This window comes from Allobosea sp. RAF48, from assembly GCF_052114025.1.
Classification (GTDB): domain Bacteria; phylum Pseudomonadota; class Alphaproteobacteria; order Rhizobiales; family Beijerinckiaceae; genus Allobosea.
Genome location: NZ_JBFRDZ010000012.1, coordinates 297,374 through 318,405 on the forward strand (window position 1 = coordinate 297,374; position 21,032 = coordinate 318,405).

General features: G+C 65.9%; 19 protein-coding genes and 1 pseudogene. 13 read left to right on the forward strand and 7 right to left on the reverse strand.

The annotated features are described in order from the left end of the window. Positions 1 to 36 precede the first annotated feature (36 nt). The 5 genes and pseudogenes from AB4Z10_RS21325 to AB4Z10_RS21345 all read left to right on the forward strand — a co-directional run. A pseudogene (locus AB4Z10_RS21325) lies at positions 37 to 570 on the forward strand (ABC transporter substrate-binding protein); the annotation flags it as partial. Further along, complete coding sequence (locus tag AB4Z10_RS21330; protein WP_441472383.1) at positions 567 to 1,586, forward strand: ABC transporter ATP-binding protein; 1,020 nt, start codon at positions 567 to 569, stop codon at positions 1,584 to 1,586. The pseudogene AB4Z10_RS21325 and the gene AB4Z10_RS21330, both read left to right, overlap by 4 nt. Further along, complete coding sequence (locus AB4Z10_RS21335) at positions 1,583 to 2,575, forward strand: ABC transporter ATP-binding protein (RefSeq protein WP_441472384.1); 993 nt, start codon at positions 1,583 to 1,585, stop codon at positions 2,573 to 2,575. The genes AB4Z10_RS21330 and AB4Z10_RS21335 overlap by 4 nt, the downstream gene beginning before the upstream one ends. Continuing rightward, a complete protein-coding gene (locus AB4Z10_RS21340; RefSeq protein ID WP_441472385.1) occupies positions 2,575 to 3,510 on the forward strand; it encodes an ABC transporter permease in 936 nt (311 codons plus the stop codon). Before AB4Z10_RS21335 ends, AB4Z10_RS21340 begins: the two co-directional genes overlap by 1 nt. Position 3,511: 1 nt before the next feature. Then, positions 3,512 to 4,384 (forward strand): ABC transporter permease, encoded by an 873-nt coding sequence (locus AB4Z10_RS21345; RefSeq protein WP_441472386.1) that lies wholly within the window; start codon positions 3,512 to 3,514, stop codon positions 4,382 to 4,384. A 115-nt stretch (positions 4,385 to 4,499) separates the two neighbouring features. On the opposite strand, the gene AB4Z10_RS21350 is transcribed toward AB4Z10_RS21345, so the two are convergent. The 5 genes from AB4Z10_RS21350 to AB4Z10_RS21370 form a co-directional block, all read right to left on the reverse strand. Next, positions 4,500 to 5,357, reverse strand: a complete 858-nt coding sequence (locus AB4Z10_RS21350; protein WP_441472387.1) for an ABC transporter permease — start codon at positions 5,355 to 5,357, stop codon at positions 4,500 to 4,502. Further along, a complete protein-coding gene (locus AB4Z10_RS21355; protein WP_441472388.1) occupies positions 5,354 to 6,274 on the reverse strand; it encodes an ABC transporter permease in 921 nt (306 codons plus the stop codon). Before AB4Z10_RS21355 ends, AB4Z10_RS21350 begins: the two co-directional genes overlap by 4 nt. 28 nt (positions 6,275 to 6,302) lie before the next feature. Continuing rightward, positions 6,303 to 7,949, reverse strand: coding sequence for a hydantoinase B/oxoprolinase family protein (locus AB4Z10_RS21360; RefSeq protein WP_441472389.1), 1,647 nt, complete (start codon positions 7,947 to 7,949; stop codon positions 6,303 to 6,305). 2 nt (positions 7,950 to 7,951) lie between these two features. Next, positions 7,952 to 10,033, reverse strand: coding sequence for a hydantoinase/oxoprolinase family protein (locus AB4Z10_RS21365; protein ID WP_441472390.1), 2,082 nt, complete (start codon positions 10,031 to 10,033; stop codon positions 7,952 to 7,954). A 94-nt stretch (positions 10,034 to 10,127) separates the two neighbouring features. Continuing rightward, positions 10,128 to 11,636, reverse strand: a complete 1,509-nt coding sequence (locus AB4Z10_RS21370) for an ABC transporter substrate-binding protein (protein WP_441472391.1) — start codon at positions 11,634 to 11,636, stop codon at positions 10,128 to 10,130. Between the two features lie 45 nt (positions 11,637 to 11,681). Between AB4Z10_RS21370 and AB4Z10_RS21375 the strand changes: the two genes are divergently transcribed. Together AB4Z10_RS21375 and AB4Z10_RS21380 are read left to right on the forward strand one after the other, a co-directional pair. After that, positions 11,682 to 12,539 (forward strand): GntR family transcriptional regulator, encoded by an 858-nt coding sequence (locus AB4Z10_RS21375; protein ID WP_441472392.1) that lies wholly within the window; start codon positions 11,682 to 11,684, stop codon positions 12,537 to 12,539. 20 nt (positions 12,540 to 12,559) lie between these two features. Further along, positions 12,560 to 13,627, forward strand: a complete 1,068-nt coding sequence (locus AB4Z10_RS21380; protein ID WP_441472393.1) for an NAD/NADP octopine/nopaline dehydrogenase family protein — start codon at positions 12,560 to 12,562, stop codon at positions 13,625 to 13,627. A gap of 86 nt (positions 13,628 to 13,713) precedes the next feature. Here the strand turns inward: AB4Z10_RS21380 and AB4Z10_RS21385 are convergent, their stop codons facing one another. After that, positions 13,714 to 14,481, reverse strand: a complete 768-nt coding sequence (locus tag AB4Z10_RS21385) for an SDR family oxidoreductase (protein WP_441472394.1) — start codon at positions 14,479 to 14,481, stop codon at positions 13,714 to 13,716. A gap of 10 nt (positions 14,482 to 14,491) precedes the next feature. Beyond that, positions 14,492 to 15,691 (reverse strand): mandelate racemase/muconate lactonizing enzyme family protein, encoded by a 1,200-nt coding sequence (locus tag AB4Z10_RS21390; protein WP_441472395.1) that lies wholly within the window; start codon positions 15,689 to 15,691, stop codon positions 14,492 to 14,494. A gap of 216 nt (positions 15,692 to 15,907) precedes the next feature. Here AB4Z10_RS21390 and AB4Z10_RS21395 point away from each other — a divergent pair, with 216 nt between their 5' ends. The 6 genes from AB4Z10_RS21395 (at position 15,908) to AB4Z10_RS21420 (ending at position 20,697) form a co-directional block, all read left to right on the forward strand. Further along, positions 15,908 to 16,669 carry a GntR family transcriptional regulator gene (locus AB4Z10_RS21395; RefSeq protein WP_441472396.1) on the forward strand — a complete coding sequence of 254 codons (762 nt, stop codon included), beginning with the start codon at positions 15,908 to 15,910 and terminating at the stop codon, positions 16,667 to 16,669. Positions 16,670 to 16,690: 21 nt separating this feature from the next. Then, positions 16,691 to 17,677: a 2-hydroxyacid dehydrogenase gene (locus AB4Z10_RS21400; protein ID WP_441472397.1), complete on the forward strand. Its 987-nt coding sequence runs from the start codon at positions 16,691 to 16,693 to the stop codon at positions 17,675 to 17,677. Between the two features lie 78 nt (positions 17,678 to 17,755). Beyond that, positions 17,756 to 18,559: a transporter substrate-binding domain-containing protein gene (locus tag AB4Z10_RS21405; protein ID WP_441472398.1), complete on the forward strand. Its 804-nt coding sequence runs from the start codon at positions 17,756 to 17,758 to the stop codon at positions 18,557 to 18,559. A gap of 113 nt (positions 18,560 to 18,672) precedes the next feature. Beyond that, positions 18,673 to 19,332, forward strand: coding sequence for an amino acid ABC transporter permease (locus AB4Z10_RS21410; protein ID WP_441472399.1), 660 nt, complete (start codon positions 18,673 to 18,675; stop codon positions 19,330 to 19,332). Then, positions 19,332 to 19,985, forward strand: coding sequence for an amino acid ABC transporter permease (locus AB4Z10_RS21415; RefSeq protein WP_441472400.1), 654 nt, complete (start codon positions 19,332 to 19,334; stop codon positions 19,983 to 19,985). Before AB4Z10_RS21410 ends, AB4Z10_RS21415 begins: the two co-directional genes overlap by 1 nt. After that, entirely contained in the window at positions 19,966 to 20,697 is a 732-nt protein-coding gene (locus tag AB4Z10_RS21420; protein WP_441472401.1) for an amino acid ABC transporter ATP-binding protein, read from the forward strand. Before AB4Z10_RS21415 ends, AB4Z10_RS21420 begins: the two co-directional genes overlap by 20 nt. Positions 20,698 to 21,032: the final 335 nt, after the last annotated feature.

Here is a 21,032-nt window from a genome sequence, read left to right on the forward strand (position 1 = left end):
GCGCTCGGCGCGGCCTCGGCCGGGATGCTGATCCTGCCGCGTTTCGCCATCGGGCTGTTGAAGCAGTCCGGCTATTGGGGCGAGGCGATCCCTTATCGTCTGCTCAACAATTACTACACCAACCAGGTCGCGACCGCGCAGGTGCTGGTCGAGAGCTGGCGCCAGATCGGCATGAACGTCCAGATCGAGAGCAAGGAGAACTTCCCGCAGGTTCTCGCCAAGGGGCCGACGCGGGCGGTGCGCGACTGGTCGAACAGTGCGTCCTTCAACGATCCGGTATCGTCGATCACCTCCAGCCACGGCTCGAGCGGCCAGCAATGGCAGGTCGGCGAGTGGAGCAATGCCGAGATGGGCAAGCTCTCCGACGTGCTGGAGAGCTCGACCGATCGGGCCCAGCGCAAGGCCGCATTCCGCCGCATGCTCGAAATCTGCGAGCGCGGGGACCCTGCCTATACCGTGCTGCACCAAACCGCGAACTTCACCGCCAAACGTCGGGACATCCAGTGGAAGGCCGCGCAGTCCTTCGTCATGGACTTCAGCGCCCGCAACTGGGGTGGGGTCCGCTCGTGAGCGAGAGGCTCGACAGGTTCGGCAGCGTCGACAATCCGCTCGTCGAGATCCGGGGGCTTACGGTCGCCTTCGACGGGGTCAAGGTGCTGCACGGCATCGACCTGACCGTCGCGGCGGGGGAGGCGGTCGGCCTCGTCGGCGAATCCGGCTGCGGCAAATCGGTGACCTGGCTGGCAGCGCTTGGCCTGCTGCCGAAGAAGGCCTCCATCACCGGCAGCGTCAGGCTCGGCAGCACCGAGTTGATCGAGGCCAACGCCGACGTCCTCGATAAGGTGCGTGGCGGGCGCATCGCGATGATCTTCCAGGATCCGGCGAGCGCGCTCAATCCGGTCATCCGACTCGGCAGGCAAGTCGGTGAAGCCCTGGCGCTGCATCGCGGTCTCTCCGGCAGCGCAATCAGGGCCGAGGTGAAACGCCTGTTCGACCTCGTCGGCATTCCAGACGCGGCGCGACGCCTCGATGCCTTCCCTCACGAGCTCTCGGGCGGCCAGAATCAGCGTGTGATGATCGCGATGGCGCTCGCGGGGAACCCCGATCTTCTTGTCGCTGACGAGCCGACCACGGCGCTCGATGCCACCATTCAGGCGCAGATTCTCGAATTGCTGACGCTGATCCGACGCGAGACCGGCATGGCGCTGGTGCTGATCAGCCACGATCTGGGGGTGATCTCGCAGACCTGTGAACGCGTCTGCGTGATGTATGCCGGGCGCATCATCGAGATGGCCGATTCGATCGAGCTGTTCGAGCAGCCGCAGCATCCCTACACGCAGGGCCTCATCGCGGCGCTGCCGCCGCTGGAGGGCGTGCGCCGCCGGCTCGACCCGATCGAGGGCAATGTGCCGGAGCCCTGGAACCTGCCGCCGGGCTGTGCCTTCGGGCCGCGTTGTCCGCGTCATGGCGCGCTCTGCGATGCCGGCGTGCCGCCGCTCGTGCAGAAGGCGCCGGGCCGCTTCGCCGCCTGCGTTCGGACGGCGCAGGCACAGTCCGCGCGCACCTCGGAGTTCGTGTTCGCATGAGCGCGCCGGTGCTTCAGGTCCGCAACGTCTCGCGCCGCTACACGATGCGCCGCGGCTTGCTCGGCAGCCCCGTCGAGGTGCGTGCCGTCGACGGAGTGTCACTCACGGTCGAACGCGGCAGGACGCTTGGCGTCGTCGGTGAGTCCGGCTCGGGCAAGTCGACCACCGGGCGCGTCGCGCTCGGGCTGGAGAGGCCGGATGCGGGCGATGTCCTGTTCCAGGGCGCGCCGTTGCCGGCACTCGACACCGGCGATTGGCGCAAGATCCGCGCCCGCATGCAGATGATCTACCAGGACCCGCTCGGCGCGCTGGACCGGCGGCTCTCGATCGTCGAGCAGGTGCGCGAGCCGTACGATGTCCATGAAATCGGCGAGGCCAAGGCGCGCGGCGACATGGCGCTGAAACTGCTGCAGTCGGTGGGTTTGCGGGCCGATCAGGGCGCGCGCTATCCGCACGAGCTGTCTGGCGGCCAGCGCCAGCGCGCCGTGATCGCTCGCGCGCTCGCGACCACGCCGGACCTGCTGGTCTGCGACGAGCCGGTCTCGGCGCTCGACGTCTCCATTCAGGCGCAAGTGATCAACCTGCTGGTCGACCTTCAGCAGGAGCTGGGCCTGGGCCTGCTCTTCATCAGCCACGATCTCAAGGTCATCAGGCAAGTCAGCCACCGCGTCGCGGTGATGTATCTTGGCCGTATCGTCGAGGAGGGCGAGGCCGATCTGCTGCTCTCCTCGCCGGCGCATCCTTATACCGAGGCGCTGGTCTCGGCCGCGCCGGTTCCCGGCCGGCGAGCCCGCCCGCGCATCGTGCTGCAGGGCGATCCGCCCAACCCGGCGGCGCGCCCCTCGGGCTGCGCCTTCCATCCCCGCTGCCATGCCGCGCGCGATCGCTGCAAGGTCGAGAGTCCGGCGCTGCTGCCGCTGCCGGATGGTCGCTTGACCGCTTGCCATGTCGCGCAGGACCAGGCCAATTTCCTGAAGGCGGCGAGCTGATGCTGCGCTTTTTCCTGATCCGGCTCGCCCGCGCGCTGCTGACCGTTGCGCTTGTCGTCACCTTCGCATTCGTCGTGCTCCGGCTCTCCGGCGATCCGGCGCTGATCATCATGAGCGCCGATGCGCCGCCCGAGGCGATCGCTGCCTTCCGCAAGGCGTGGGGCCTGGACGACCCGATCTGGCTGCAATACCTGCGCTACTTCACGGCGATAGGGCAGGGCGAGCTCGGTCAGTCGATGCGCGATGGCCGTCCGGCGATCCAGCTCGTCCTCGAGCGCATCCCGGCGACCCTGGCGCTGACCTTGCCGGCCTTGGCGCTGAAGCTCGGCATCGGCATCCCGGCCGGCATATACGCGGCATTGAACCGCGACAGCCTGACCGACCGCATCGTCATGATCACGGCGGTCGCAGGCTTCACCATTCCAAGCTTCGTGCTCGGCCTCGTGCTGGTGCTGATCTTCTCGGTGCAACTCGGCTGGCTGCCCTCGGGGGGGCAGGAGAGCTGGCGCCATGCCATTCTGCCGGTGGTGACGCTCGGAATCGGCGGAGCGGCGGTGCTTGCCCGTTTCACCCGCAGCGCCATGCTGGAGGTGCTCGGCCAGTCCTATATCCGCACAGCCAGCGCCAAGGGCGTGCCCTGGGCCGCGGTCGTGCGCGGGCACGCGCTGCCGAACGCGGCGGTGCCGACCGTGACCGTCGTCGGCTTTATGGTCGGCAGCCTGATTGCAGGGGCAGTCGTGGTCGAGAGCGTGTTTTCCTGGCCGGGCGTCGGTCGGCTGCTCGTCGTCGCAGTCTCCAATCGCGATCTAGCGGTGGTGCAATGCATCCTGCTGCTGGTCGCGATCACCATGGTCAGCGCCAACTTGATCGTCGACCTGCTTTACGGCGTGCTCGATCCACGTCTGCGCAGTGGTGCCCGGGCAGGAGGGCATTGAAATGGCCGATGTAACAGCCGCCGCGCCACCTGCCATCCGCGAGAAGGTTGCTCCCAGGCCGAAGAAGCGCATCCCGCTGCTGGTCTGGTTCGGCATCGTCTGGGTCGGCTTCATCATCGTTTTGGCCCTGAGCGCCGATTGGGTCACGCCCTATCGCTTCACGGCATATGACCTGCGCAACCGGCTGTCGCCGCCCTTCCATCCACTGCACTGGCTCGGGACCGATGAACTCGGCCGCGACGTGCTCTCGCGGCTGATCATCTCGATCCGCATTTCGCTGCTCGTCGCCTTCGGCGCGACGATCATTTCGGCCACGCTTGGCACGCTGATGGGCTTCCTCGCGGCGCATTTCCGCGGCTGGGTCGAGCAATTCGTGTTGATGCTGGCCGATTTCCAGGCCGCGATGCCCTTCCTGATCCTGGCACTCTCGGTGCTGGCCTTCTTTGGAAACGCGCTGCCGCTCTTCATCTGCCTGATGGGGCTCTATGGGTGGGAGCGCTATGCCCGCATTGCGCGCGGGCTCGCCATCTCCGCTGGCGCGCAAGGCTATGCCGGGGCGGTGCGCCAGATCGGTGCGAGTCCCTCGCGGGTCTATCTGCGCCATATCCTGCCGAACATCGCCTCGACGCTGATCGTCTCGATGACGTTGACCTTCCCGGAGGTGATCCTGCTGGAGAGCGGGCTGTCCTTCCTGGGCCTCGGCGTCCAGCCGCCGATGACCAGCCTCGGCAACATGGTCGGCTATGGTCGCGAATATCTGACGCGTGCTCCCTGGATCATGCTGGCTCCGGCCTGCACCATCGTGCTGACAACGCTTGCGGTCAGCCTCGTCGGCGACTGGCTGCGCGATCGGCTCGACCCCACACTGCGCTGAGCCGGGCTTATCCGAAGGGTTGCCGGAGAAGGATTTGGGACAGGGGGGGCGGCTATGGATCGCTCCGAAAAGAATTGAGCTTCCGCCATGGGCGAGCGGCTTATCGGCTGATGGATCAGCGACGTTCCGCGCGCGGGTCGAGCCAATCACGCAGCCAGTCGCCCAGGAGATTGACGCTCAATACCGTCAACATCAAAGCCAGGCCAGGCAGGGTGATGATCCACCAGGCGCTGGCGATATAGGTGCGCCCGTCGGCGAGCATCCGGCCCCAACTCGGCGAGGGCGGCTGGATGCCGAGGCCAAGGAAGCTCAAGCCCGCTTCGAGCACGATGGTGCGCGCGAGTTCGAGGGTCGCGACGACGAAGACCGGCGTCAGGACGTTGGGCAGGATGTGGCGCAAGAGCAGGCGGGCGTGGCCCGCCCCCATCGCCAGAGCCGCCTGGACGAATTCGCGCTCCCGGACCGTCAGGACCTGGGCTCTGATGATGCGGGCATAGCGGACCCAGCTCGTCAGGGCGAGCACCGCGATCAGGTTGTGCAGGCTTGGGCCGAGCGCGGCGACGACCAGAAGCGCCAGCAGCATCAGCGGGAAGGCGAGCTGGATGTCGACCAGGCGCATCAGCACGCGGTCATACCAGCCGCCGAAATAGCCGGCGACGAGGCCCATAAACACGCCGACGATGCCGCCGAGGATCACGGCCGAGCCGGCGATCGTCAGGGTGACGCGGCTGCCGGCGATGATACGGCTCAGGATGTCGCGTCCGAGCTGGTCGGTCCCGAAGGGGTGGACGCCCAGCCCGGTCCAGGAGATCGTCGGCGCCATCATGCGGGCGCGCAGGTCGCCACGCGTCGGGTCGGGCAGGCCGAGCCAGGGCCCGGCGAGCGCCAACGCCAGCAGGAGCACCAGCAACGCCGCACCGGTGAGGCCGAGCCAATTCGCACGCTGGCGGCGCAGGAACGAGAAGAGCCTCATGATTCCTGCCGGATGCGTGGGTCGATCAGGGTGTAGAGCAGGTCGACCAGGAGATTGACCAGGACGAAGATGGTCGCGACCACGGCGACGCCGGCCTGCACGACCGGAAAATCCTTGGTCTCGATCGCCTGCACGATCAATCGCCCGACGCCCGGCCAGGCGAAGACCGTCTCGGTCACGGCGGCGCCGCCGAGAAGCTCGCCGGCCAGGATGCCGGTCATGGTCACCACGGGGATCAACGAGTTGCGGCCGACATGCCAGATATAGATGCGGCGGGGGCCGAGGCCCTTCGCATAGGCCGTGCGGACATAGTCGTCCCGCATCACGTCGAGCATGGAGGAGCGCAGCAGGCGCGCGATGCTGGCGGTCGTAAAGCAGGCCAGCGTCACCGACGGCAGGACAAGGTTCTGCCATTCGCCGTAGCCACCCGTCGGGAACCAGCCGAGCTGCACCGCGAAGAACAGGATCAGCATGATGCCGAGCCAGAAGGAGGGCGTCGCCTGGCCGAGCAGCGCCACCAGCAGGACGAGCCCCTCGATCGTCGAACCGCGATAGATCGCGGCGAGCGCGCCTGCGAGGCCGCCGACCAGCACGCCGATCGCGAGCGCGCAGCCGGCGAGCAAGGCCGTCGCCGGCAGCCTTTCGAGGACGACGTCGAGCGCCGGGCGCGCGAACTGGAAGGACTGGCCGAAATCGCCCTTCAGCGCATGAAGGAGAAAGGTCAGATATTGCTGCAGCACCGGCTGATCGAGCCCGAGCTGCGTACGCAGCTCCTGCAGTTGCGCCTCCGTCGCGCCGATCGGCAGCAGCAGCACGGCGGGGTCGCCGAGCAGCCGCGAGACGACGAAGACGATCGTGACCACGCCCCAGATCGCGATCAGGCCTTCGCCGAGGCGGGAGGTCAGGTGGCGCGGCATCCGGCGGCCTCCATCGTCACGACGTTTGTCAGAGCTTCAGCCCGTAGATCTCCACGGCCGCCTGCCGCGAGATGCGCTCCTCGCGCAGATCGCGCTCGACCAGCTTCCGGTCACGCTTCTTCGGGTCGCCGAACCCGCCACCGCCAGCGGCGACCATGCCGACCCACTCGCCCGGCTGCAGGATGCCGGCGCGACGGTCGAGCGGCCTGGCGCCGGGCGAAAGCTCGACGCGGGCGGTCTGGCCGTCCTGGCCGCCCTTGAGGCCGAAAGGCGGCACGATGCTGTTGGTACCGCCCGCCGAGATGCGGGCGGTGTGGTCGAGCATCTCGACGCGCCGCCGCAAGGTCATACCGCCGCGATATTGGCCCGCGCCGCCGGAATCCTGCACCAGCTCGTAGCATTTCACCATGACGGGGTGCTCGATCTCGAGCGCCTCGATCGGCAGATTGGCGGTGTTAGTCGTGTTCACCTGCACGCCGTCGAGCCCGTCCTTGTCGGCGCGCGCGCCCATGCCGCCGCCATGCATCTCGTTATAGACGTAGAAGCGGCCGGTGCGCGGATGGATTCCGCTGGTGGTCAGGAGCGTGCCGCCGGTCGAGGCGGCGGCGATCCGCTCGGGCACCACATCGGCGAGCGCGGCGAAGATCATGTCGACGAGGCGCTGGCCGATATCGGTGCGGCTGTAGACGGCGGCTGGCGGCGTCGAGTTCAGCACGGAGCCCAGCGGCGCGGAGACATGGATCGGCCGGTGGAAGCCGGCATTGGCCGGCAGATCGGGATCGACGATCGCCTTCACCGCGAAATACACCGTCGCCAGCAGCGCCGTGTAGACCATGTTGATCGGCGCGCGGACCTGCTCGGGCGCGTCGGGGAAGTCGATGAAGATCTCGTCGCCCTTGACCTCGATCACGACCTTGAGGTCGAGCACGCCGTCGATCAGGTTGCTGTCGAAGTCGTGGCGGAAGCTGTAGGTGCCGTCCGGAATTTGCGCGATGCCGGCGCGGGTGCGCCGCTCGGTGTAGTCGAGCACCTGCGCGCCGGCGGCGCGCACCGTCTCGGCGCCATATTTGTCGCAGAGCGCCTGGTAGCGCTGCACACCGAGGCGGTTGGCCGCCATCTGGGCGCGGAAGTCGTTGATGCGCTCGCGCGGAACCTGGCAGTTCAGCAGGATGAGCTGCATCAGGTCTTCCTGCAGCACGCCCTCGCGATAGAGCCGCACGGGCGGGATGCGCAGCCCCTCCTGGAAGATATGCGCATGGCCGCGGTCGACGAAATCGGAATGATGGGCGAGGTTCGTCACCCAGGCGACCAGCTCGTCGCCATGGAAGATCGGCTCGAGGAAGACGATGTCGTTGAGATGGGTGCCGCCGCCGGTATAGGCGTCGTTGCCGACGAAGACGTCGCCGGGGCGCACCGTCGCGAGGTCGTGGTTCTTGAAGACGTGCTCGGCGATGCCGAGCAGCGATCCCAGATGCACCGGAATGTGCTCGGCCTGGGCGATGGTGCGCCCGGCGGCGTCGAACAGCGCGGTCGAGCAGTCCTGCCGCTCCTTGATGTTGGTCGAATACGCCGCGCGGATGATCGCCTTGCCCATCTCCTCGACGATGGTGGTGAGCGCGCTGCCGATGACCTCGACGGTGATCGGGTCGAGCTGCGTCTTGGCTTTGTCCAGCATGGTCAGCCCTCGAGGATCAGGTTGAGATAGGCGTCGACGGTCGCGACCTGCCCGGGCAGGACGAGGGTGGTCGAATCCATCTGGTCGATGATGGCGGGCCCGGTCACCTCGTGCCCCGGCCCGAGCAGGGCGCGGTCATAGATCGGGCAGTTGGTGAAGCCGCCGGTTTCCGGCAGCCAGACCTCGCGCCAGCCGGTGATCGCCCCATTGCTCGTGCCGGCGGCGGGGGGATAAGCCTTGAGGTCCGCCTTCGGCACGAGGCCCACCGCCTCGATGCGCAGGGTCGTGACCTGCACCGGCTCCTCGGCGGCGATATAGCCATAGACCTGCTTGTGGATGCGCTCGAACTCCTCGCGCAGCTTCACCAGCGCCGCCGCATCGATCGGGCCGGCCGGGCAGGGCACGGTGAGCTCATAGCCCTGGCCGCCATAGCGCATGTCGACCGAGCGGATCAGCGAGCGCCGCTCCACCGGGATCGCCTCCTGGGCGAACCAGTCCTGCCCGCGCTCCTCGAGGCCGGCGAAGCCGGTCTCCATGCCCGGCGCGCCTGTCTCGCTCAGGGGCAGGAGCCGCGTCAGCGAGAGATTGGTCCGAAGGTCGGTCAGCAGCAGGCCGAGCGCACACATGATGCCCGGATATTTCGGGACGACGAGGCGCGGGATCTCCAGTTCGCGGGCGAGCCGCGCCGCATGGATCGGGCCGGCGCCGCCGAAGCCGAGCATGACATAGTCGCGCGGGTCATAGCCGCGCTCGACCGAGATCACGCGGATGGCCTTCGCCATATTGGCGATGACCACGCTGATGATGCCCTGCGCCGTCTCCATGACGCCGAGCCCGAGCTGGTCGGCCAGGCGCCCGATCGCGGCCTTGGCACGCGCCTGGTAGATCTTCATGCGCCCGTTCAGGAGATGCGTCGGGTTCAGCACCTGCAGCACGACATTGGCGTCGGTGACCGTCGGCTCCTCGTTGCCGCGCCCGTAGCAGACGGGGCCGGGGTCGGCCGCGGCCGAGCGCGGGCCGACCTTGAGCAGCCCGCCGGCATCGATATGGGCGATCGAGCCGCCGCCGGCGCCGACGGTGTGGATGTCGAGCATCGGCAGCTTCAGCGGATAGCCGTGGACGACGGCGTCGTTCGACATTTGAGGCCGACCGCGGTCGATCAGCGAGACGTCGGTCGAGGTGCCGCCCATGTCGAAGGTGATGACGTTGTCGAAGCCGGCGAGTCCGCCGACCGAAAGCGCTCCGATGACACCGGCCGCCGGGCCAGAGAGCACGGTGCGCGCCGGGAAGTTCTGCGCCACCTCGGACGAGATCACGCCGCCATTCGACTGCGTCAGATGCGGATGGGCGTCGATGCCGATCTCGGCCAGCCGCGGCTGCAGCTTCGAGAGATAGGACTTCATGATCGGGCCGAGATAGGCGTTCACGACCGTGGTCGAGAGCCGCTCATATTCGCGGAACTCGGGCGCGACCTCGTGCGAGATCGAGACGAAGGCGTCCGGCATTTCCTCGGCCAGGATCTCCTTGACGCGTTTCTCATGCGCCGGCTCGACAAATGAGAACAGGAAGCACACCGCGACCGTCGTGATGCCCTGCCCCCTGAGCTTGCGGGCGGCGGCGCGCACCTCGTCCTCGTCGAGGGCGGTGTGGATGCTGCCGTCGAAGCGCACGCGCTCGCTGACCTCGAGCCGCTTGTCGCGCGTCACCAGGATGCGCGGCTTCTGAGTCTGGATGTCGTAGAGGGAATCGCGCTTCTGGCGGCGCAATTCCAGCACGTCGCGGAACCCCTTGGTGGTGATCAGCCCCGTCTCGGCGCCGCGCCCGACGATCAGCGCGTTGGTGGCGACCGTGGTGCCATGGCCGAAATAGACGACGTCGACCTTCTGCCCCGTTGCCTTGGCGACCTCGGCGACGCCCTGCTCGATGCCCCCGGCAATGCCGAGCGACGGGTCCTGCGGCGTGCTCGACACCTTCCAGACATGGATCTCGCCATGCGTCTCGTCGAACATGCAGACATCGGTGAAAGTGCCGCCGGAATCGACGCCGACACGTAGCTTCAGGGTGGTTTCGTCTTGTGCGGTCATGACTTTTGTCGCGATCCGGTTGATCGGAAATTCGGGCAAGGCTGTCCCGACGGCGGGCCGATGGAGCCCGCCGCTCAGCTCGTTTCGGTTGCCGTCAGCGCGTCTTGATGTCGATCGTGCGGACCCAGTCGTCTCCACGCGCCTGCCACGCGATGCTCTTGGACTGGGCGTAAGTGATCGGCGTGAAGAACATGAAGATCGAGGGCGAATCCTCGCAGAGCTGCGCGGTGAGCTTGCGGTAGAGCTCGGTGCGCTTGGCTGCGTCGTTGGTCGAGCGTGCAGCCTTGGCGGCTTCGTTGAAGCTCGCACTCTCCCAATAGGATTGCGGGTTTTCCTTCTCCCAGAAGTTCAGGAGCCCGCCCGCATCGAGCGTCGGCCATCCCAGGCCGAAATAGGCGGAGTCGCCGAGATTCTTGCCGACGATGTACTTGTTCATGAAGGCGCCGAATTCCATCTCGCGCAGCTTCACGGTGACGCCGATCTCCCCGAGCTGGGAGGCGACGACCTGGGCGATGTCGGAAGCCTGGATGTAGCGCCCCGTCGGAACTTCGAGATCCATGGTCACGCCGTTGGGAAAGCCGGCCTCGGCCAGCAGCTTCTTGGCCTGGGCGGGATCGTAGGGCACCGGCTTCAGATCGGGGTTGAAGCCGAAATAGACTGGGGAAAGCGGCTGGCAGGCGCTGATTTGGGCGAGGCCGTCGAGCAGCCCGTCATTGATCGCCTTGCGATCGATGCCGAGATTGAGCGCTCGCCAGAGCTTGGGATTGTCCTTGAAGGGCGCCTTCAGCCCGTTGAGCTTGATGAACATGCCGCGCGTGCCGGCCACCGAGCCGGCCTCGACCTTGCCGCCGGATTTGATCCGGGCGATCTCGGAAGTCGGGAAGCCGGTGATGAGGTCGATATCGCCGGCCTGGAGCGCCGCGATCCGGGAGGAATCCTCCGGAATGATGCGGAAGGTGACGTTGTCGAAAGCCGGCTTCTCGCCCCAATAGTCCTTGCGCGCCTTCAGCACGACCCGGTCGCCGCTGGCAAAGCGCACGAGCTCGTAGGGGCCGCTGCCGAGCGCCGCCACGGAAGGGTTGTTCTCCGCCGTCCATTTCGGCGGCATCAGCAGGAACATCGACATCTGGTCGGGCAGGTCGGGATAAGCGCCTTTGGTGACGAATTCGACGGTGGTCGGCGAGACGACCCTGACCTCGGTGATGGCGGCGAACCACGGCTTGTTGCGCGCACCGGTCTTCGGATCGAGCACACGCTCGACGTTCCACTTCACGGCCTCGGCGTCGAGCTGCTCGCCGTTCGAGAAGGTCACGCCCTCGCGCAGCGTGAAGCGCCAGGCCGTGTCTCCGATCGCTTCCCATTTGGTGGCGAGACCGGGCCTCAGCTTCAGGTCGGGCCCGCGATCGACCAGCGGGGTGTAGATATGCGCGGCCACGCTGAGGTCCGTGCCGACTGTCGTCGACTTGTCCGGATCGAGCGTGTTGACGTTGCTCGACAGCGCGATCGTCAGGTCGCGTGCCGCCGCGGGAGCGATCAGGGCGAGGGAGCTTATCCCGAAGGCGAGGGCGGCGGCGAGGCGGCGGGCTGAGGCCTGGTTGCGCATGAGAATCCCCTGTTCTTGACTTTGGCGCCAATCCTGAGTTCATGATTGGCATCTGTCAATCTCGACTTGTGGGATATTTTGCTTAATGGGAGTGCATATGCAGGAGATCTCATCTCCGCGGGTGTGTTCGACCGCCCTGAGTATGAATTGCGATTGGGCAGCAAAGCGGGCGATGATGGTTGCGGTCATGCTCGGATTCGTCTGCGGAACACGGCACTAATGGCTTTGGTAACTCAGCAAGATAAGACAGATGCTGGAGAGCGCCGCGGGCGCGCTGCTGGCGGCAGTGCGTCGCGGGCACGAGAACTGGCAAAGCTGATCGAGAGGGACATCAGCACCGGCCGCCTCAGTGCAGGCTCGTGGCTGAAGCAAGTCGATCTCGAAACGCAATACAGCGCCTCGCGGCTCGACATTCGCCAGGCGCTGGATCGGCTCGAGGAAAAGGGCTTCGTCAAGCTGGAGGCTAATCGCGGTTACCGCGTCGAGACCTTCGACAAGGAGCGCTACCGCAATGTCGTGACGATCCGTGCCATCCTTGAGGTTGCGGCGGCCGGCGAAGTGCTGAAGCGTATCGACGAGGCAGGGCTGGAGCGGCTGCAACTGCGGGCTGACGATTTCGCCGCGGCCGTCAGTTCCGGCACGGTGCTTGCGCAGGAGGAGGCGAACTACGCTTTCCACGCCGCAATGCTCGACTTCTGCCCGAACCGCGACCTTGTCTCGATGATTTTCGATTTACGTAGCCGCGTTCCCGTTACGCTGACGCGCGAAAAGAACACCGCCGCGCTGCTCGCCGACACGGTACGGGACCACTACGAGATCGTCGAACGCCTGCGCGAACGCGATAAGCCCGGCCTGGAAACCGTCGTCCACCGGCACGTGTTGGGCGGTCTCGAAATCATCTGAAACCACTCGGGGGATTACCCATGCGCGTCGCCATCGTCGGCTTCGGCGGGATCGGGCGCGGCTATGTCGCCTACCTGACCGGCCAGGGGCATGAGCCCGTGATCTGGTCGCCGAGCGGCGCGGCCCTGGCCGATTTCTCCGGCGATGCCTTGCTGACCGTCACTGGCAAGCTCGAAGCCGACTTGCCGTTGCGGATCGCCCGCCATTGCGCCGAAGCCGTTGGCGGCGCTGAGGTGGTCATCGTCGCGGTTCAGGCCAATGGGTTCAGGGCGGTGCTGGACGCCATCGCCCCGCATCTCGCCGCCGGGCAGATCGTCATCATCAGCGCCCATTGCTCCTTCGCAGCGCTCTATCTGCATCGCCTGCTGAGCGCGCGCGGGGTCGACATTCCGATCGCCGCCTGGGCGACAACGGCGCTCACCGCGCGCAAGAGCGGCCCGCGCAGCGTCCATGTCTCGGGCATCCGGGCCAAGCTCGACGTTGCCACTCTCCCTGCCGGTCACGCGCAGGTTGGTCTGGACGTCTGCCGTTCCCTTTTCGGCGATCGGTTCGAGCTGCGCGAAGACCTGCTGGCCATCATGCTCAGCAACCTCAATCCGCCGGCGCATGTCGCCAACATGCTGGGCAACCTGACGCGCGCCGAGCGCGGCGAGGACTGGCCGAACTACGGCTCGATCACCCAGGGCGTCGGGCGCATCGTCGATGCCATGGATGTCGAGCGCCTGGCGCTGGCCGGAGCTTTCGGCCTCTCGGTCCGCAGCGTGCAGGACCACTATGTCCATTCCTTCGGCGTCGCTGCCGGCCCTGTCGGCGAGATGGCCGCCGCCGTCTACAGGAACCGTCCCGAACTGCTCGGCCCCAAGACGCTGGAAACTCGCTTCATCACCGAGGACGTGCCCTTCGGGCTGGTGCCGCTCGAAGCGCTGGGCCGGATCGCCGGGGTGCCGCTACCGCTCCACAAGGCCGGCATCGCTCTGTTCGACGCGATCTGCGCCCGCGATTTCCGCGCCGAGAACGATCTGCTGCCGGCCCTCGATCTGGAGCGGTTCACCGCGGACGAGCTCCATAGAGAGCTGCGCGGCGCGTGAACACGGTCGGAAAACGAAGGGCCTCATGCGTGGTTCTTATTCGAATGCCAGGCGAGGCATGCCAATTTATTCGCTCTAACACGATGTTATAAAACGGAAATCATTCCTCCATCGACGTATATTATTTGACCGTTGACGTAGTTCGATGCTGGCGCGGCAAGAAATACGGCCGTTCCAATCAGTTCGTCAGGCCTGCCCCAGCGCTTCGATGGCGTGCGGCTTCGGACCCATGCATCGAACGCGGGATTGTCGATCAACGCCTGGTTCATGTCGGTCAGCATGTAGCCGGGGCCGATGGCATTGGCCTGAATGCCGTGCTCTGCCCACTCGGCCGCCATGGCCTGGGTCAGCATCTTGATGCCGCCCTTGGCCACGGTGTAGGGGGCGACGGTGGCCCGTGCCAAGGCGCTGGTCAGCGAGCCGATGTTGATGATCTTGCCGTGGCCGCGCGCGATCATGCGTTTCGCGGCTTCCCGTCCGATCACGAAGGCCGATGTCAGGTTCGTGTCGATCACGCGCTGCCAGTCCACCGTCGCCAGTTCGACCATCGGCTTGCGGAACTGAATGCCGGCGTTGTTGACGAGGATATCGACCGCGACACCTGACGCATCGAAGTCGGCGAAGGCTTTCGTGACCTGCTCCTCGGAGGTGACGTCGAAGGGCGCGGCATCAGCCTCGAATCCGGCCTGACGCATCTCCTTGACCGCGGTTGCGACGCGCTCGGGGTCGGTCCCATTGACGAGGATGCGCGCACCAGCGGCAGCAAGCCCTTCCGCCATCGCCCGTCCGAGGCCGCGCGAGGAGCCTGTGACGAGAGCGGTGCGACCAGTGAGATCGAAGAGCGGATTGGTCATCCTGAAATCCTCACAGGCTCGAACGACGATGATGCAGGTCCGGGCGCTCGAAGACGGCCGGGAGCAGTTCCACGCCCAATCCCGGCGCCTCCATCGGATAGACATAGCCGTCCTTGATGACCGGCATCTCGGTGACGAGCTCCTTGTACCAGCCGGTGTAGAAGGCGCGCACCGATTCCTGGATCAGCGTGTTTGGCTGGCTGAAGGAGGCGTGGATCGCGGCGATGAAGCCGACCGGGCCGATGCAGTCATGCGGCGCAAAAGGCCGGTGATAGGTTTCGGCCATCGCGGCGATCTTGCGGCCCTCGGTCAGGCCGCCGGTCCAGCAGAGGTCGGCCATGACGACGTGCATCGCGTCACGGTCGAGCATGTCCTTGTAGGGGAAGCGCGAGCCCAGCGTCTCGCTGGCCGTCACCGAGACCGTCGTCGAGCGGGCGAACTCGGCCAGCGCCTGCGGCGAGTTCATCCGGATCGGGTCCTCGTACCAGCTCGGCTCGTAGGGCTCGAGGGCGCGGGCGATCTTGATCGCGGTCGGCAGGTTCCAGAGCGAATGGAACTCGACCATGATCTCCATCCTGTCGCCGACGGCCTTGCGGATCTTTTCGAACGGCTCGATCGCCTTCCGCATCTGCTCGGGCGTGATGTAGAGCCCCTGGTTCTCGATCGCGGGCGGATCGAAGGGCCAGATCTTCATCGCCGTGATGCCGCTTTCGAGCAGGCTCTCGGCGACCGCGTCGGCGCGGTTCATGAAGCCGTCCAGATCTTCATAGGGGCCGCTGGTCGCGCCGAGATTCCAGGTCGATACCGGTTTGATGTTGTGGGAGCGGACATATTTGTAGCCGGCGCAAGTGTTGTAGATGCGCTGCTTGTCGCGGCAGAGGCCGCCGAGCATCTGGTGCACCGGCTGGCCGCAGACCTTGCCGAAGATGTCCCACAACGCGATGTCGACCGCCGAGGTGGCGCGCGATTCGACGCCGGTCGAGGCCTGCGCCATCGGCAGGTTGGTCATCTCCTTGTGCAGCGCCTCGATATGCAGCGGGTTCTTGCCGAGCAGCCGCATCGCGAGCGTGTCGTGCAAATGGGCTTCCACCGAAGCCGCGCCGTAGAACGTCTCGCCGAGGCCGATGATTCCGGCATCGGTGTGCACCCGCACCCAGAGGACGTTGGCGAACTCTTCGGTCCGCAAGGTTTCGATCGCGGTGATCTTCAAATCGGCCTCCCGGGAGCTGCGCTCTTCGGCGAGACGAGCTCGGGGAGCGCCTTGTTCGCTTGTCGCGCGGCCCCGCCGAAAGGCGTTGATGACCGCGCAGGCCGAAATCATAGGAGTGCTTGTAAAATTTCACAACATGTTTATCGTCGGGCGCAAGATGGCGTCGTTTCGAAACGCCACACGGGATTCGAAGCGCCGCATGGGGAGGAGCAGGGCATGGCGAAGCGCCATAACCAGCCGCGACTGGTCGCAGCCGACGACACGGCCGTGTCGAAGCGGCGCAACCGTGTGAACCTGTTCGAGCTTGCCTATGGCCGCATCGAAGAGATGCTGGTGACTTGCGAGCTCAGCCCGGGCCGTTTTCTTGCCCTGCAGGATCTCCAGGATCTGACGGGCTTCGGCCGGACCCCGGTTCACAACGCCGTCAACCGGCTCGCGGCCGACACGCTGATCATTATCCGTCCGCGCCACGGCCTGCAGATCGCCCCGATCGACCTTGCGCGCGAGCGCCTGCTGCTCAAGCTCAGGCGCGATCTCGAGCGCTTCGTCATCGGCCTCGCGGCCGAGCGCGCCGGACCTTCGCACCGCAACCAGATGCTGCATATGGAGCGCCTGCTGCGGGAGCGCCGGACAGAGCTGACGCTTGCCGAATTCAACACGCTCGACAGACGCATCGACCAGATGGTGCTGTCGGCCGCGGCCGAGCCTTTCCTGGAGCATACGTTGCGCCCGCTGCACACGATCTTCCGGCGCATCGGCTTCATCTACCACAACTACATGCCCCGGCATGTCGGGCTGGAAGGCACGATCGACCACCATCTCGCCGTGCTGAACGCCATCGCGACACGCCATGGCGACCGCGCCGTCGCGGCCTCGGATGCGCTGATCGGTTTCGTCGACGGCATGTTCGACGAGATGGAAGCCGCCATTGACCCTTCTTTACTGGATTGCAGCGTCGAGCCGCTGCTAAATACCTGACCTAAGGAAAGCCGCCCGATCATGCGCATCGTCTTCCATGGTGAGAATGCCGCCTCCTTCAGCCATGGCTTTGCCGAGCTGGCGGGAGCGGGTGCCGATATCAGGGTTCTTCCGGACCGGCTGGAGACCGAGGCGGATCGTCTGGCCTATGCCGCGGCCGACGTCATCGTCGGCGTGAAATTCGATGCCACGCTTCCCACCCCCGCGAGCCTGCGCCTGTTCCACGTCCCGGGAGCCGGCTATGACGCGGTCCAGCTCGACGAGCTCCCGCCCGAGACGAACCTCTGCAACTGCTTCGGCCACGAGCAGGCGATCGCGGAATATGTGATGAGCGCTTTGCTGGCGCGGCACATCCCGCTCGCCGATGCCGATCAGCGCTTGCGGCGAGGGGATTGGGCCTATTGGGCCGGCGCGCCCGATCGCGTCCATGGCGAGATCGCCGGCAAGACCATCGGCCTGCTCGGCTTCGGGCATATCGGCAAGGCGGTGGCGCGGCGCGCCAAGGCATTCGAGATGCAGGTGAACGTGGCCAACCGCAGCCCGGTCGCGACCTCCGAAACCGTCGACCGTTCTTTTACGCTCGACCAGCTCGGCGAATTCTGGGGTTCGGCCGACGCGATCGTCGTCTCGCTGCCGCTTACCCCGGAAACCCGGGGAATCGTCGGCGCGGACGCCTTTGCCGCGATGCGCCGCAATGCCGTTGTCTTCAATGTCGGGCGCGGTCCATTGCTCGACGAGGCCGCCCTGTACGAGGCGCTCAAGCACGAGCGTATCGGTGGCGCCGTGATCGACACCTGGTACCGATATCCCTCTCCCGACGACATGAATCCCCTGCCAGGCTCGTTGCCTTTTCAAGAGCTGCCGAACATCGTGATGACGCCGCACATGTCGGGCTGGACGAGCGGCACGATCCGCCGCCGCCAGCAGACGATCGCCGACAACATCCGGCGCTCTTTCGCCGGCGAGCCTCTGACCAACCTCGTGCGCCAGGGCAAAGCCGCAGCCTGATCTTCGATTTCCGAGCCGGACGCCAAGAAGCCGGCTGGGCCAACCGCGGACAATCCGCAAACAGCAGGGAAACGCACCATGGGTCTTTTCAAGCATTTCAGGATTGCCGGCACGCTGCTGGCGCTGGGAGCCGGCATGCTGGCCGCAAGCCAGGCCTCGGCCCAGACGGTCACGGACATCATCAAGCGCGGCTCGGTCAAGATCGGCGTGCTGATCGGCGCACCGCCCTATGGCTCGGTCGACTCGCAGGGCAATGCTGTCGGCTACGACGCGGACGTCATCGCGCTGATCGGCAAATATCTCGGCGTCAAGGTCGAGATGGTGCAGCTCACTCCGCCGGCGCGTATTCCTGCGCTTGAGGCCAACAAGGTCGACTTCCTCGTCGCGACGCTCGCGCCGACGCCCGAGCGCGCCAAGGCGGTGATGTTCTCGATTCCCTACAGCGCCTTCCAGACAGGCATCTACGCCAAGAAGAACGTCGCCATCAAAACCTGGGACGATCTCAAGGGGCGCAAGGTCGGCGTCAACCGCGGCTCCAGCGTCGAGCGCGAGTTCACCAACCGGGAGAAGGAGCTGAACCTCACCATCCTGCGCTTCGAGGACGACGCCACCACCATGCAGGCGCTGTTCTCCGGCCAGGTCGAGGCCATCGCCGGCCCCGATGCGCAGGCCAATGCCGCGATGAAGGCGCGCGGCGAGACCGAGACCGAGCTCAAATTCGTCTTCGGCATGCAGCCGAACTCGATGACCATGCGCAAGGACGCCTGGGAGCTGCGCCAGTGGCTCAATAACTTCATCTACTACGTCAAGCAGAACGGGGAGCTCGACGCGATCGCGCAAAAGTGGGTCGGTAGCCCGCTGCCGCCGCTGCCGACCTTCTGATCCCGCTCTCATCGACGCGCCGGCGCGCGATCCAGCGCGCTGGCGAAATCCTCGACCTCCAGGGCCGAAGGAGCGCGCCGTTGCTCTTCCAAGACGTCTTATCCAAATGGCCGATGATCCTGAATGGGGTCCTGCTGACGATTGCGCTGTCCTTCGTCGCGATCACGCTCGGCCTCGTGCTGGCGACGGCGATGACCGCGCTGCGCAGCCTCGCCGGCAGCTGGGCCGGCTACATCGTCGACGCCTATGTCGAGCTGATGCGGAACACGCCGTTTCTGGTGCAGCTCTTCATGATCTTCTTCGGACTGCCGCAGATCGGCATCCGCCTCAACGGACTCGAAGCCTCCATCCTGGCGATGACGCTCAACCTCGCCGCCTACGCCACCGAGATCATTCGCGCCGGCGTCGACTCCATTCATAAATCGCAGATCGAGGCCGGGCTCGCGCTGGCGATGAGCAAATGGCAGGTCCTGAAGCACGTCGTGCTGCAGCCCGCCTTCGCCCGCGTCTGGCCGGCGCTGTCGAGCCAGTTCGTTCTGATGATGCTGGCCTCCAGCATCTGCTCCTTCGTCTCGGTGCAGGAGCTTTCCGGAACGGCCGCGATCATCGAGCAGGACACGTTCCGCAGCTTCGAGACCTACATCGTCGTCACCGTCATCTATCTCGTGCTGGCGCTCTCGCTGAAGCTCTTCCTGAACTGGCTCGGCCGGAAGCTCTTCCCGCAGGTGTCGGGCCTCGCGCGCCTCACCGAAGCGCATGGGGAGGCCGCCTGATGCAGACCTTCGGTTGGCCCGAGGCCCTCTTCATCCTGCGCTCCGCCGGCTGGACGCTGGCGCTCACCGCCATCGCCTTCTTCATCGGCGGCATCCTAGGCGGTGTCTTCGCGATCATGCGTCTGTCGCGCATCCGCTGGCTGCGTCGCTTCGCGGCGGGCTACATCCTGGTGATCCAGTCGATCCCGGTGCTCATGGTGCTGTTCATGAGCTATTACGGGCTCTCGGCCCTGGGCATCGAGCTGCCGCCCTTCCTCGCGGCCTCCGCCTCGCTCTCGATCTACGTCTCGGCCTATCTCGCCGAGATCTGGCGCGGCTCCATCGAATCCGTGCCGCGCCAGCAATGGGAGGCCTCGGCTTCGCTGGCGCATACGACGGCGCAGACCTATCGCTACGTGATCCTGCCGCAAGCGATCCGCATCTCGCTGCCGCCGACGGTGGGGTTCCTCGTCCAGCTCGTGAAGAACACCTCGATCGTCCAGGTCGTCGGCTTCGTCGACCTGATGCGCGCGGGCATGCTGGTCAACAATGCGACCTATCAGGCCTTCCAGATCTTCACCCTGGTCGGGGCGATCTATTTCGCGATCTGCTTCCCGCTGTCCCGGCTCAGCCGCCATCTCGAAAAGGTGATGAATGCCAGCCGTTCTCATTGAAGACGTCCATAAGCGCTTTGGCTCGCTGGAGGTGCTGAAGGGCGTTTCGCTCAGCGTCGACACGGGCCAGGTCGTCGCCATCATCGGCCGCTCCGGCTCCGGCAAGTCGACCCTGCTTCGCTGTATCAACGGGCTCGAGACCTTCCACGCCGGCAAGATCGAGGTCGCTGGCCACACCATGACCCAGGACCCGAAGAAGCTGCGCGAGTTGCGCAAGGACGTCGGCATCGTCTTCCAGAGCTACAACCTGTTCCCGCATCTCACGGTGGGCCAGAACATCATGCTCTCGCCGCGCATCACCCAGAACGTGTCGCAAGCAGAGGCACTGACGCTGGCGAAGGAGGTGCTGGCGCAGGTCGGCCTCTCCGAGAAGTTCGACAGCTATCCGGACAATCTCTCCGGCGGCCAGCAGCAGCGCGTCGCCATCGCCCGCTCGCTGGCGATGAAGCCGAAGGTGATGCTCTTCGACGAGGTGACCTCGGCACTCGACCCGGAGCTGACAGGTGAGGTGCTGCTGGTCATGGAGAAGCTCGCCAAGGGTGGCATGACCATGCTGCTCGTCACCCACGAGATGAACTTTGCCCGGACGGTCGCCGACACCACGGTGTTCATGCATCAGGGGAAGATCTGGGAGCAGGGGGCGTCGAAGTCGCTGTTCGCAGACCCGCAGACGGCTGAACTGCGGAACTTCGTGAGGGCTGGCGCGCATTGAGCGCTTGCTCCGCGCGCGTTGTCGCCGGCTTCCCGGCATCCTGCTGGGCACCGCGCGTGCCTCCTAAGATCCCCACCAAAGCCGGGGTTTTCGTCAGCCCGGACGTGGCTGCCACCGTGTGCGGCCGTCCCTTGGCGAGGGCCTTCAAGGTGCGCGGAATCGGAAATCGAAGAATAGTGATCCAGACGTGTTGACAGGGGTTCTTTTGGTGTCCTATAAGCCACCCATCGAGACGGCGCCGCCGCTGAGCGGCGCCTCTTCTGCGCTTCCTGATGAGGCTGGGGCTGACGTCCGGGACACCGGGCGAGTTCCTGTCGGAATTTGTAGAGCGCACG